Here is an 11,989-nt window from a genome sequence, read left to right as displayed (position 1 = left end):
TTAGCCTTGTGTTTTCGCAAAGCGTTCCAGCAGCTTGTTGGCTTCCGCTTCGATGTTGTTGAACGCGTCATCAACGGATGTCTCACCCGTGAGGATACGACCGTATTCGCGGTTCATCACGTCACGGATCTGGACGTAGAACCCCATGCGGTACCCTTTGGTGTGCTCACCGGCAGGCAGCGAAAGCTGCTTGATGCCGATCTCGGCTGCAGGCTGCTCTTCGTAGTACCCGTCGGCCTTTGCCATTTCGTACGCGGCTTCGGTGATCGGCACATAGCCGGTGTCCTTGTGCCAGAACACCTGGGTTTCGGGCGACGCCATAAAGTCGAAGAACGCGGCGGTTGCCTTGTTCTCTGCGTCATCCTTGCCCGCCATTGCGAACAGGGCCGCACCACCGATGAAGGTCTGCTTGGGCTCGGTTGTCACCGCTTCCCAGTAAGGCAGATAGGTGGCGGAGAACTCAAAGGGCAGGTCCAGCTTGGACAGACCGCCGAACGACCCCGAGGAGCCGAGCCAGATCGCGACCTTGCCTTCCTCGAATGGCGTCTGGTTGTCACCCCAACCGGTGCCGAACCATTCGAAATAGCCGTTGTCCTGCCAATCGGTGACGGCCGTGAAGTGCGCCTTGATCGCGTCGTTGTTCACGAGGATCTTGGTGTCGCCGCCTTCATAGCCGTTGTCGCCTGTCGCGAACGGCAAGTCGTGGCGCGAATGGAAGTTCTCGGTAAAGATCCACGGCAGGTGCGACTGCGACAGCGCAACATAACCGGCATCCTTGAGCGCAGGCGCGGTGGTCGACTGGAATTCTTCCCACGTCTGGGGCGGCGTAACGCCCGCTTTTTCCAGCGCGTCGACGTTGTAATACATCACCGGCGAGGAGGAGTTGAACGGCATGCCGATCATCTTGCCATCGCTGTCGGCATAGAAGTAGCGCACACCCGAGATGTAATCATCGATCGAGAAATCCGCGCCGTTCTGCTCCAGCAGATCCTGCACCGCGATCGTGGCACCCTTGGCACCGATCACTGTCGCCGCACCGGCGTCGAACACCTGCAGGACGTTGGGCTGCTCACCGGCACGGAACGCGGCGATACCCGCCGTCAGGGTTTCTTCATAGGTGCCTTTGAAGACGGGCGTGATCTTGTATTCGTCCTGGCTGGCGTTGAATTTGTTGGCGACTTCATTGACGGTTTCGCCCAAGGCGCCGCCCATGGCATGCCACCATGTAATTTCGGTTTCCGCAAATGCGGCACCGGCCAGCAGCGATGTCGCTGCGACAGATGCGATTGTGAGGCGTGTCATAGATATACTCCGTTCGCGTATTGCCCTGTTGGGGCCTTCATTGGACACCCCTGAGGGGCGCCGGTTCGTTTGAAACGATCTCAGTAGGGCCGCAGATGCCGAAATCCGGCGCAAGCCGATTTCGCTCCTCCCCGCTGTTGTTTCACGCTGCCTGCTTACCGAGGCATTGCTACGAGAATGTGTAACATTTGAATCAGTTTGGCTATGCTTTAATTGGCTTGCTTTCCGGTTTCACTCTGCGAACCGGATGATAAGGCGAGTGCGATCAATCCCTTAGAAGCGGAATGCCCTCGGATCACCGGCGCGTGATTGCCTCCAGTCGATCTCGGGATATCGCCCTCCCCGGATCCACAAAAAAACGCCGCCCGCAAAAACGGACGGCGTCGATCCTGTCAGCGGACCGAGTGGATCAGCCGATGATTTCGTTCAGCGTGGTGGAGGGGCGCATCACGGCCGCGGTCTTGGCCGGATCGCTTTGGAAATAGCCGCCGATGTCAGCGGGCTTGCCCTGCACCGCCGCCAACTCTGCCGTCACCGCATCCTCACCTTCGGCAAGCGCCTTGGCAATCGGCGCGAAATGCGCCGCGAGATCGGCATCGTCGGTCTGCTCCGCCAGTGCTTGCGCCCAATACAGCGCAAAGAAGTAGTGGCTGTCGCGGTTGTCGGGTTGACCAACCTTGCGGCCGGGCGATTTGTCGTGATCCAGAATACCCTGTGTCGCGGCATCGACCGCTTCACCCAGCACCTTGGCCTTGGCGTTGTCCTTCACCTGCGCAAGGAACTTCAGGCTTTCGCCCAGCGCACAGAATTCGCCCAGACTGTCCCACCGCAGGTGGTTTTCTTCGATCAGCTGCTGAACGTGCTTGGGCGCGGAGCCGCCCGCACCCGTCTCGAACAGACCTCCGCCATTCATCAACTTGACGATCGACAACATCTTGGCCGACGTGCCCAGCTCAAGGATCGGAAATAGATCTGTCAGATAGTCACGCAACACGTTGCCCGTGACCGCGATAGACGTGTCGCCCGCGCGGATGGTGGCAAAGCTGATCTTGGTCGCCTCCCGCGGCGACAGGATCTGGAACCTGTCCGCCACACCGGCCTCGTCCAGCATTGGGCGTACGTATTTCAGCAACTCCGCATCATGCGCACGGTCCGCATCCAGCCAGAAAATCGCCTCGCACTGCTCGAGCGCCTGACGCTCGATGGCCAGCTTGACCCAATCCTCGATCGGCGCTTTGCGCGTCGAGGCCGACCGCCAGATGTCGCCTGCTTCAACGGTGTGTTCATGCAGGACATCGCCGTTGGCGGCGATCATCCGGACGGTGCCGTCTGCAGGGATCTCGAATGTCGTCGGGTGGGAGCCGTACTCTTCCGCCTTTTGCGCCATCAATCCGACATTCTGCACCGTACCGGCCGTCGCAGGGTCAAGAGCGCCGTGCGCCTTGCAGTCCTCGATCGCCTCGTCATAGACGGCAGCATAGGAACTGTCGGGAATGACACAGACGGCGTCCGCTTCGTTGCCGTCCGGTCCCCAGCCCTTGCCGCCCGCACGGATCAGCGCGGGTAAAGAGGCGTCGATGATCACGTCGGAAGGCACGTGCAGGTTGGTGATGCCCTTGTCCGAATTCACCATGTAAAGCGGTGGATTTGCATCCATCGCCGCATCGATGGCAGACAGGATTTCGTCCGCGTTGGGGGCCGACTTTGCAGCCTCCAACACCGCGCCCAGACCGGAATTGGGGTTCGCGCCCGCCGCGGCAAGTGCATCGCCGTGCGCCTCGTACACCGGCTTGAGGAACGCCTTGACCGCATGACCAAAGATGATCGGATCGGACACCTTCATCATCGTGGCCTTCAGGTGGATCGAAAACAGAATGCCCGCGTCCTTCGTCTTGGCAATCTGGTCCTGCAAAAACGCGGACAGCGCCTTGGCCGACATGAACGTGGCATCCACGACCGTACCGGCCGGAAAATCGACACCGTCCTTGAGCACCGTGACGGTGCCGTCGCCCGCGGTATGTTCAATCCGCGCTGGCCCCGCCTGCGCCGCGCTCAGCGTGACCGACGTTTCGTTCGACCGGAAATCGTTGCCGCCCATTGTTGCGACGTGGGTCTTGCTGTCTGCAGACCATTTTCCCATCCGGTGGGGGTTGGATTGTGCGTAATTCTTGACGGCCTTGGCGGCACGGCGATCGGAGTTGCCTTCCCGCAGAACCGGATTGACCGCCGACCCCTTGATCGCATCGAAACGGGCGCGAATGTCACGCTCCTCGTCTGTGGATGGGCTGTGGGGGTAGTCGGGGATCGCATAGCCCTGCGCCTGCAATTCCGCCACCGCAGCGGTCAGCTGTGGCACCGAAGCAGAGATGTTGGGCAGCTTGATGACATTTGCGTCTGCCGTTTTGACCAGCTGGCCCAGCGCCGCAAGATCGTCTTCCTGACGCTGTGCGTCCGTCAGGTTGTCGGGGAACGCCGCAATGATCCGACCGGCAAGGGAAATGTCGCGGGTGCCCACCGAAACGCCCGCCGCAGCGGCGAATTTCTGAATGATGGGCAAAAAGGATGCCGATGCCAGCTCAGGCGCTTCGTCAACCTTGGTGTATACGATGTCTGGTTTATCCATGTCGTCACGCTTCCATTGGGTTGGTGAAAATTCCCGCACAGCACTATCCGACAGGGCCATCGGCGTCCACACGCAGGGGGCACTTTTTTGCATACAATTGCATACCGAATGCAGGAATTACCCCCTGCAAACAGCTATTCGGTCAATTCCTTGCGAAAGGTGACCTTGTCTTCGGCCCCGTAAAAGCCCCTGATCCGCGCCTCTTCGTCGTAGCCATGCTTGCGGTAGAACGCCCGCGTCAGGCCGAATCCCTCACCGCTCGACGTGTCGATCAAAAGCAGTCGTTGCCCATCTACGCGCAGCTTGTCTTCGATATGGTGCAGCATCTTCGATCCTCTGCCCGCATTTTGGTCATCGGGATACACACCGATAAAATACAGGTTCCACACCCCCGGTCCGGCAAAGCTTTCAGGGCCACAATAGGCCGCCCCCCGAATACCGCCCTCCTGCGGCCCCGCGTCATCCACGATCCAGAAATGCCCCGGCTCCGCCTCGCCTGCGAAATAAGTGGTCATCATATGGTCCATGCCGCCCAACTCCTCCGGCGAAAACAGGCCGGTGGCTTCGGCAAGAGCCATTAGAGCAGGTTTGTCCGCGGTCTGTGGCGTTCGGATTGTCATTACGGTGTCTCCCTGATGTGCAAATCACTTATATGCTTCACGCATACATTTATCTCGCCTTGCTGTCTATGCGTCACGCACATATATTTGGGCGATGGATGATAAAAAACTTGAGAATATCGTCGGGGCGCTGGCGCTTGCCCTGTCCGACGGTCTGCTGCGCGCGGCGAGCGGTGACGCGCCCGCGACCGTATCAGCGGCGGCATTGACGCTCATAGGCCACGCGCCTGGCATCACCATTCATGAACTGAGCAAAGGACTGTCCCTGTCCCACCCCGGCGCCGTCCGGCTGGTGGACCGCATGGCCGCCGAAGGTTTGGTAACACGGCAAAAATCCGATCAGGACCGCCGCGCAGTAACCCTGTACCTGACGGACCGCGGCACCATGATTGAACGGCGCATCCTCGCCTCGCGGCAGGGTACGCTGCATGCGGCCCTTGGGGCGCTGACGCCCGAGGAACGGCAACTCTACGCCACGCTGACACAGAAAATTCTAACCACGCTGGTCACCGACGGTGAACATGCGATGACGATCTGCCGTTTGTGCGACAGTGTCGCTTGCCACGACTGCCCCGTCGAAGGCGAACTGATCGCGCGCGCGCAAGGCTGACCGCCATGTCGCGGCGCAATCGTCATACGTTGTGTGTAAGTGGTGAGCCCTGCAGGATTCGAACCTGCGACCCACTGATTAAAAGTCAGTTGCTCTACCAACTGAGCTAAGGGCCCACTGGCGGCGTATCTAGAAAAGAGCGCGGGCAGGGTCAACCCCTATAGCGGTGAATCTTCCACCCCACGCTGGAATAAATCGCTTTGGCTCTTTATATGCGGCGCATGAGCGAAACACAGATTAAATCGCTGCCCTTCATGAAGATGCACGGGCTTGGCAACGACTTTGTCGTTGTGGATGCGCGCGCGCATGAAATCCCGCTGCCCCAAGGGGTTATCACCGGCATCGCGCATCGGCAGAAAGGAATCGGTTTCGACCAGCTCGCGGTGATCGAGAACGGCACCGCCGATGCTCATCTGGTTTTCTACAACGCGGACGGATCGACATCGGCGGCCTGCGGCAATGCGACACGCTGCATTGCGCGCCACCTGATGGACGAAACCGGCGCGACGCAGCTGCACCTGACGACCGACCGTGGCGACCTCTACGCCCGCGACACGGGCGATGGCATCACGTCCGTCAACATGGGCCAGCCCCAGCTTGACTGGCAGGACATCCCGCTCGCCCATGAGACCGACACGCTCGCACTCCCCATCGACGGCGCGCCAACGGCCACCGGCATGGGCAATCCGCATTGCACGTTCTTCGTCGACGATGCAGACGCCGTTGATCTCGAAACCTTCGGCGCGGCGCATGAACATCACCCGCTTTACCCGCAGCGGACCAACGTGCAGGTGGCACAGATCATCGGACCGGACCACATCCGCATGCGGGTCTGGGAACGCGGCGTCGGGATCACGCTGGCATCCGGGTCGTCCTCCTGTGCCACCGCCGTCGCAGCCGCGCGGCGCGGGCTCACCGGACGCAGCGTTCGCATTGATCTCGACGGCGGCACGTTGCACATCGACTGGCGTGATGACGGTGTCTGGATGACCGGCCCGACGATGCACGTTGCCGATGGCACCTTCACCCCCGACTTTATCAAGAGCTGTCTATGACCGCCCCCGTCTTTTCAAATCACGGCTGCCGCCTGAACCAGTACGAGCTGGAAGCCATGAAAGAGCTCGCCGGTGAGGCAGGTCTGCGCGATGCGGTCGTGGTAAACACCTGCGCCGTCACCGCCGAAGCGGTCCGCAAGGCCCGTCAGGACATCCGCAAGCTGCGCAAAGCGAACCCGAACGCACGGCTCATCGTGACCGGCTGCGCCGCACAGACCGAACCCGATACGTTTTCCCGTATGGACGAAGTCGACGCTGTGATCGGGAACACCGAAAAAATGCAGCCCGATACGTGGAAAGGGCTGGCCGCTGATTTCATCGGTGAAACCGAAACCGTGCAGGTCGATGACATCATGTCCGTGCGCGAAACGGCCGGCCATCTCATCGACGGCTTCGGCACCCGCAGCCGCGCCTATGTACAGGTTCAAAACGGCTGCGATCACCGCTGCACCTTCTGCATCATCCCCTACGGTCGCGGCAATTCACGCTCCGTGCCCGCCGGTGTCGTCGTGGACCAGATCAAGCGATTGGTCGATAAGGGCTTTAACGAAGTCGTGCTGACCGGTGTCGATCTGACCAGCTGGGGCGCCGATCTGCCCGCTACGCCGAAACTGGGCGATCTGGTGATGCGGATCCTGCGTCTGGTGCCGGACCTGCCGCGCCTGCGCATCAGCTCGATCGATTCGATCGAGGTGGACGAAAACCTGATGCAGGCCATCGCGACCGAACCCCGTCTGATGCCCCATCTGCACCTGTCGCTCCAGCACGGGGACGACCTGATCCTCAAACGGATGAAACGCCGCCACCTGCGCGATGACGCCATCCGCTTTGCCCAAGACGCGCGCGCCCTCCGGCCCGACATGACTTTCGGCGCCGATATCATCGCGGGCTTTCCCACCGAAACCGATGCGCATTTCGAAAATTCCCTACGCCTGATTTCGGAATGTGACCTCACGTGGCTGCACGTTTTTCCCTACTCCAAACGCGAAGGCACGCCAGCCGCGAAAATCCCCAATCAGGTCAGTGGCCCGGTCGCGAAGGAGCGCGCCGCGGGTCTGCGTGCCGCCGGGGACGCCCAGGTGCAAAAACATCTCGCCGCGCAGGTCGGGCAGGACCACCGCGTGTTGATGGAAAATCCCAATATGGGCCGGACAGCCCAGTTTGCCGAAGTGCACTTCGACACGCCGCAGACCGAGGGCCTGATCGTGCCCGTCCGCATCGCCGGACACCAAGGTACATATCTGACGGCCTGAGCTTTCACTGACCCCAAAGAAAAGGCCCGCTGCGATCACCGCAGCGGGCCTTTTGCGTGTGTCAGGGCAGTAACGCCCGAGACATCACTCTTTCTTCTTGCCCTTCACGGACGCCCACAGGCGCTTGTTGGTCAGGTACAGCAGCACAGACAGCAGCGTGAGGAAAATCACACCCGCAAACCCGGCCTGCTTGCGCGCGCCCAACTTGGGCTCTGCGGTCCACATCAGGAACGCCGCAACGTCCTCGGACATCGCTTCGACGCTGTTGGCGTGACCGTCCTCGAACTCGACCGCTTCGTCATAAAGCGGCGGCGCCATCGCGATCCAGCCTCCGGGGAAGTACTTGTTCTCGTAAAGCGTCACACCGGCTTGTTCTTTCTCTTCACCGGTATAGCCATGCAGCAGGGCCGCGATGTATTCCGCCCCGCCAGTGCCTTTCAGGAACTGGTTGATGCCCAGCCCGTAAGGGCCATGGAAACCCGCGCGGGCCTTCGCCATCAGCGACAGATCCGGCGCATTTTCCAGACCGGACATCGGAAAGTGATCCGTCGGCACGGCTTCGCGGAAATCGTCCAGCTCGGCGTCATAGATCTCGAACTGCTTGGCGTATTCGATCACCTGCTCTTCGGGCAGCTGTGGACCACCGTCGTCGCTCAGCGTCCGCAGCGGCACGTATTGCAGACCGTGGCACGCCGAACAGACTTCGGTGTAGATCTGCAAACCGCGCTGCAGTTGGTTGACGTCATACGCCCCGAACGGCCCATCGAACGGAAAGTCGATGTTTTCGATCTTGTGGGCGCTTTCCGCACCCGCCGCAAATGCGGCAGGTACAGCGGCAACGGCCAGAACGGCGGATACCAGGGTTGCTTTGATCATGTTCATCTGACGTTACTCCGCAGGATTCACGATTGTTTTCGTGCCACCGGCTTTAGGGGCGTAATGCTCCTTGAAGTCGGCTTCGATGGTTTCGGGTTGCTCCAGAGGCTTTTCGATTACACCCAACAGCGGCAGGATCACCAGGAAGTAGGCAAACCAGTAGGTCGACCCGATCAGCGAGAACGTCGCATAGGGTTCTTCCGCAGGCATCGCACCTAGCCACATCAGGGCAAAGAAGTCGACAACCAGCAGGGCAAACCACCATTTGAACATCGGACGGTACCGACCCGAACGCACACGGCTGGTGTCGAGCCACGGCACCGCGGCCATGACCGCGATCGCACCGAACATCGCCAGAACGCCGAAGAACTTGGCGTCAACGATACCGCCTGTCAGGAAGGAAGCAATCTGCACCACCCAGACTTCGGACGTGAAGGCCCGCAGGATCGCGTAGAACGGCAGGAAGTACCATTCGGGCACGATGTGCGCAGGTGTCGCCAGCGCGTTCGCCTCGATGTAGTTGTCAGGGTGGCCAAGGTAGTTCGGCATGAACCCGATCACGGCAAAGAACACCACGAGGATCACGGCCAGCGCAAACAGGTCCTTGATCACGAAGTAGGGCCAGAACGGCAGCGTGTCTTTCTCAGCTTCTTCCTTGGAGGTCGTGCGCACAGGCACACCCGTCGGGTTGTTGTTGCCCGTGGTGTGGAACGCCCAGATGTGCAGGATCACAAGACCCGCAATCACGAACGGCAGCAGATAGTGCAGCGAGAAGAAGCGGTTGAGCGTCGCGTTGTCCACCGCCGGACCACCCAGCAGAAGCGTCTGGATCGGCTCACCGATGAACGGGATCGCACCGAACAGACCGGTGATCACGGTCGCACCCCAGAAAGACATCTGGCCCCAAGGCAGAACGTAGCCCATGAACGCGGTGCCCATCATCAGCAGATAGATCAACATGCCGATGATCCACGTGATTTCGCGCGGCGCCTTGTAGGAGCCGTAGTACAGCCCCCGGAAGATGTGCGCATACACCGCGATAAAGAACAGCGACGCACCATTGGCATGCATGTACCGCAGCATATAGCCGCCGTTCACGTTGCGCATGATGTGTTCGACCGAGGCAAAGGCTTCGTCGACATGGGGGGTGTAGTGCATGGCCAGCACGATGCCGGTCACGATTTGCAACACCAGACAGAAGGTCAGCACGATGCCCCAGATCCACATCCAGTTCAGGTTCTTGGGTGTGGGGATCATCAGCGTGTCATACATCAAACCCACGATCGGCAGGCGCGAGTGGATCCACTTTTCGCCGCCGGACTTGGGTTCGTAATGGTCGTGAGGAATTCCAGACATAAGTACTATCCTTTAACCGAGTTGAATTGTTGTGTCGTCGAGGAAGACGGCAGGAGGCACGGGCAGGTTCGTCGGCGCGGGGCCTTTGCGAATCCGGCCTGCGGTGTCGTAGTGCGACCCGTGGCAGGGGCAGAACCAACCGCCGAAATCACCCGCATCACCCAATGGTACGCAGCCAAGGTGCGTACACACACCCATCATCACAAGCCATTCGCCCGCTTCGTCCAGCGTCCGGTTGGCATCCGATGCGTCTGCCTCACCGATGTTTTCGTTCTGCGCGACAGGATCGGGCAGATCGGCAAGCGCAACTTCGCGGGCCGCTTCGATTTCTTCTTCGGTACGGCGGCGGATGAACACCGGTTTGCCCAACCACTTGACCGTCAACTGCGAGCCCGGCTCCAGATCGCCCACGTCCACGCGAATGGACGACAGCGCGAGAACGTCGGCCGACGGGTTCATCTGGTTGACCAAAGGCCAGACAGCGGCGCCAACGGCCACGGCGCCGGTCCCTGCGGTCGCATAATAGAGGAAATCCCTCCGGTTACCTGCGGTATCATCTGCTTGAGACACGATGCTTTCTCCGTTTTGGGTCACTGGCGCGACCAACAGTGATGGCGGCACACTTCTGCGAAGGCACCAATATTGTGGCGGTATCTAGCTTGCCCACAGCGACACGTCCAGATGGTTTCACCGCGCAAACCGTCGCAGTTTGTGCATTTCCCGCGCGATTGCAGGGCGTTTGAGGGGATTCACCCCGCCGGTGGGACCGTCGATTGCATGGCCTCGCGCGATTCGAACGCGGCAAACCATGTGGCGAGCGCGTCGTTGCCACTGCGCCAATCGCGCGCGCCGTGCCGGAAATCGACATAGGCCAGCGCACAGGCCACCGCGATCTGCCCCATATCGAGCGGGCCCTGCAGGTTACTCATCCAACGGGTGTTGAGCGTGGCACAGGCGCGCGCGATCTTGTCCCACTGGCCATCGACCCATGCCTCCATCCGCTTTTCTTCCGGGCGCAGCCGCGTCTCGTAGGTCATCAACAGCGCCGCATCCAGAATACCGTCTGCCGTTGCCTCCAGCGTCAGCGTATCCCAGCGCCGCGCCCCCGACGGATACAGGCGCCCCCCGCGGCGGTCGTCCAGATAGGCCGTGATCACTCGGCTGTCATACAGCGTGGGACCGTCGGGCCGCTCGAGTGCGGGCACCTTGGCGAGCGGGTTTTTCGCCAGAAGCGCCGTGTCCGCCGCGATCGGCGTGGTATGAGCGTTGACCAGCTCGACATCATCCATCTGGCCCGTCTCGTGCAGCACGATCATCACCTTGCGCACATAGGGCGACGTTGGGGCATAGTAGAGTTTCATCATCATCGGCATCCTTGCTTACGAGGGTCTGACCCCGACTAGACGCGGATCACGCATCATTGGCAAGCCGACGCTTGGCAACGCCGGCCATCAGCGCGGCGATCTGCGCAGGCTCGGACCCGATCCCGTTGCGCGCCGTTTCGTCCGCTGCGCGGGCACGCACATCATCCGGTTTGTTCTGGCCCAGCTTCCATGTCCCGTCGATGCCGGTAATGGTCATGCGGAAAGGCACAATCATCCGCATCATCTTCTCCAGCACATCGGGCGTCATCTTGCCCGTCGTCCACTCCGGCTTCGGGGCCAGCTGCCGTTCGTAGGCTGCCGATTGACGGTCCAGCATCGCGTGCATCTCTTCTTGCGGCAACCGCTCCAGCGTGCCGGTCAGATGCACCGCGACGTAGTTCCACGTGGGCACCTGATCATCGACGCCGTACCAGTCGGGCGACACATAGCTGTCGGGCCCGCTGACGGCGAGACGCACCGCATGGGGCCCGGCGCCCATCCGCGCAATCGGATTGGACCGCACCAGATGCAGCTCTGCCGCGTCCCCCTGCGGGTTCAGCAGGAACGGAATATGGCTCATCAACGGACCATCGGGGCCGCAGACCGCCAGAACGCCAAAACCGCGATCGCGTGCAAACGCCAGATTCGCGGCGCGGTCAGCGTCGTGAAAAACGGGGTTGGGGTGCATGGGCGGTCTCCTTTCGCGCAGCGTCACTCTTGCTCCTGCGCGCGCAGCTTGGCAAGGTGGCGCCATTCTCAGGGCGGGGCGGAATTCCCCACCGGCGGTATGGGGGTCACCCCCCAAGCCCGCGAGCGCAACGCGCCTGCCTAGGGGCAGCGCTTTGGTCAGCAGATCCGGTGAGACGCCGGAGCCGACGGTCACAGTCCGGATGGAAGAGAATGCAGGTACGCGGCGCGCCCCTTTCGCGG

General features: G+C 61.0%; 11 protein-coding genes, 1 tRNA gene and 1 riboswitch. Of the genes, 3 read left to right on the top strand and 9 right to left on the bottom strand.

Going from position 1 to position 11,989, the window contains the following annotated elements:
- From K3756_RS00950 to K3756_RS00940, 3 genes are all read right to left on the bottom strand, one after another.
- The gene (locus K3756_RS00950; RefSeq protein ID WP_259990019.1) at window positions 1–1,302 is read right to left on the bottom strand and encodes an extracellular solute-binding protein; all 1,302 of its coding nucleotides are present in this window, start codon (window positions 1,300–1,302) and stop codon (window positions 1–3) included.
- Window positions 1,303–1,711: 409 nt separating this feature from the next.
- The gene (locus K3756_RS00945) at window positions 1,712–3,925 is read right to left on the bottom strand and encodes an NADP-dependent isocitrate dehydrogenase (RefSeq protein ID WP_259990018.1); all 2,214 of its coding nucleotides are present in this window, start codon (window positions 3,923–3,925) and stop codon (window positions 1,712–1,714) included.
- Window positions 3,926–4,059: 134 nt separating this feature from the next.
- Window positions 4,060–4,545, bottom strand: a complete 486-nt coding sequence (locus K3756_RS00940; RefSeq protein ID WP_259990017.1) for a GNAT family N-acetyltransferase — start codon at window positions 4,543–4,545, stop codon at window positions 4,060–4,062.
- Between the two features lie 94 nt (window positions 4,546–4,639).
- On the opposite strand from K3756_RS00940, the gene K3756_RS00935 reads away from it, so the two are divergent.
- Window positions 4,640–5,155 (top strand): MarR family winged helix-turn-helix transcriptional regulator, encoded by a 516-nt coding sequence (locus K3756_RS00935; protein WP_259990014.1) that lies wholly within the window; start codon window positions 4,640–4,642, stop codon window positions 5,153–5,155.
- Between the two features lie 40 nt (window positions 5,156–5,195).
- Here K3756_RS00935 and K3756_RS00930 read toward each other — a convergent pair.
- A tRNA-Lys gene (locus K3756_RS00930) sits at window positions 5,196–5,271 on the bottom strand.
- Between the two features lie 96 nt (window positions 5,272–5,367).
- Here K3756_RS00930 and dapF point away from each other — a divergent pair.
- Entirely contained in the window at window positions 5,368–6,210 is an 843-nt protein-coding gene (dapF, locus tag K3756_RS00925; protein WP_259990012.1) for a diaminopimelate epimerase, read from the top strand.
- Window positions 6,207–7,463, top strand: a complete 1,257-nt coding sequence (gene mtaB / locus K3756_RS00920; RefSeq protein ID WP_259990010.1) for a tRNA (N(6)-L-threonylcarbamoyladenosine(37)-C(2))-methylthiotransferase MtaB — start codon at window positions 6,207–6,209, stop codon at window positions 7,461–7,463. The genes dapF and mtaB overlap by 4 nt, the downstream gene beginning before the upstream one ends.
- An 84-nt stretch (window positions 7,464–7,547) precedes the next feature.
- Here mtaB and K3756_RS00915 read toward each other — a convergent pair whose 3' ends face one another.
- The 5 genes from K3756_RS00915 to K3756_RS00895 all read right to left on the bottom strand — a co-directional run bounded on the left by K3756_RS00915 (window position 7,548) and on the right by K3756_RS00895 (window position 11,747).
- Window positions 7,548–8,339, bottom strand: coding sequence for a cytochrome c1 (locus tag K3756_RS00915; RefSeq protein ID WP_259993460.1), 792 nt, complete (start codon window positions 8,337–8,339; stop codon window positions 7,548–7,550).
- A gap of 12 nt (window positions 8,340–8,351) precedes the next feature.
- Window positions 8,352–9,695: a cytochrome b gene (gene petB, locus K3756_RS00910; RefSeq protein ID WP_259990008.1), complete on the bottom strand. Its 1,344-nt coding sequence runs from the start codon at window positions 9,693–9,695 to the stop codon at window positions 8,352–8,354.
- Window positions 9,696–9,707: 12 nt separating this feature from the next.
- Window positions 9,708–10,265, bottom strand: a complete 558-nt coding sequence (gene petA, locus K3756_RS00905) for a ubiquinol-cytochrome c reductase iron-sulfur subunit (RefSeq protein ID WP_259990006.1) — start codon at window positions 10,263–10,265, stop codon at window positions 9,708–9,710.
- Between the two features lie 179 nt (window positions 10,266–10,444).
- Entirely contained in the window at window positions 10,445–11,056 is a 612-nt protein-coding gene (locus K3756_RS00900) for a glutathione S-transferase (RefSeq protein ID WP_259993459.1), read from the bottom strand.
- Between the two features lie 49 nt (window positions 11,057–11,105).
- Window positions 11,106–11,747: an FMN-binding negative transcriptional regulator gene (locus K3756_RS00895; protein WP_259990005.1), complete on the bottom strand. Its 642-nt coding sequence runs from the start codon at window positions 11,745–11,747 to the stop codon at window positions 11,106–11,108.
- 60 nt (window positions 11,748–11,807) lie between these two features.
- A riboswitch (FMN riboswitch) is annotated at window positions 11,808–11,965 on the top strand.
- Window positions 11,966–11,989 lie beyond the last annotated feature (24 nt).

Source organism: Sulfitobacter sp. S190, from assembly GCF_025141935.1.
GTDB lineage: Bacteria > Pseudomonadota > Alphaproteobacteria > Rhodobacterales > Rhodobacteraceae > Sulfitobacter.
This window is presented reverse-complemented; position numbering and strand designations above follow the sequence as displayed.

Bases quoted from the DNA above. Each gene is read 5' to 3' on its own strand.
- dapF (WP_259990012.1), top strand. From the start codon at position 5,368: ATGCGGCGCATGAGCGAAACACAGATTAAATCGCTGCCCTTCATGAAG.
- K3756_RS00950 (WP_259990019.1), bottom strand. From the start codon at position 1,302: ATGACACGCCTCACAATCGCATCTGTCGCAGCGACATCGCTGCTGGCC.
- K3756_RS00945 (WP_259990018.1), bottom strand. From the start codon at position 3,925: ATGGATAAACCAGACATCGTATACACCAAGGTTGACGAAGCGCCTGAG.
- K3756_RS00935 (WP_259990014.1), top strand. From the start codon at position 4,640: ATGGATGATAAAAAACTTGAGAATATCGTCGGGGCGCTGGCGCTTGCC.
- K3756_RS00900 (WP_259993459.1), bottom strand. From the start codon at position 11,056: ATGAAACTCTACTATGCCCCAACGTCGCCCTATGTGCGCAAGGTGATG.
- K3756_RS00940 (WP_259990017.1), bottom strand. From the start codon at position 4,545: ATGACAATCCGAACGCCACAGACCGCGGACAAACCTGCTCTAATGGCT.
- K3756_RS00915 (WP_259993460.1), bottom strand. From the start codon at position 8,339: ATGATCAAAGCAACCCTGGTATCCGCCGTTCTGGCCGTTGCCGCTGTA.
- K3756_RS00895 (WP_259990005.1), bottom strand. From the start codon at position 11,747: ATGCACCCCAACCCCGTTTTTCACGACGCTGACCGCGCCGCGAATCTG.
- mtaB (WP_259990010.1), top strand. From the start codon at position 6,207: ATGACCGCCCCCGTCTTTTCAAATCACGGCTGCCGCCTGAACCAGTAC.
- petB (WP_259990008.1), bottom strand. From the start codon at position 9,695: ATGTCTGGAATTCCTCACGACCATTACGAACCCAAGTCCGGCGGCGAA.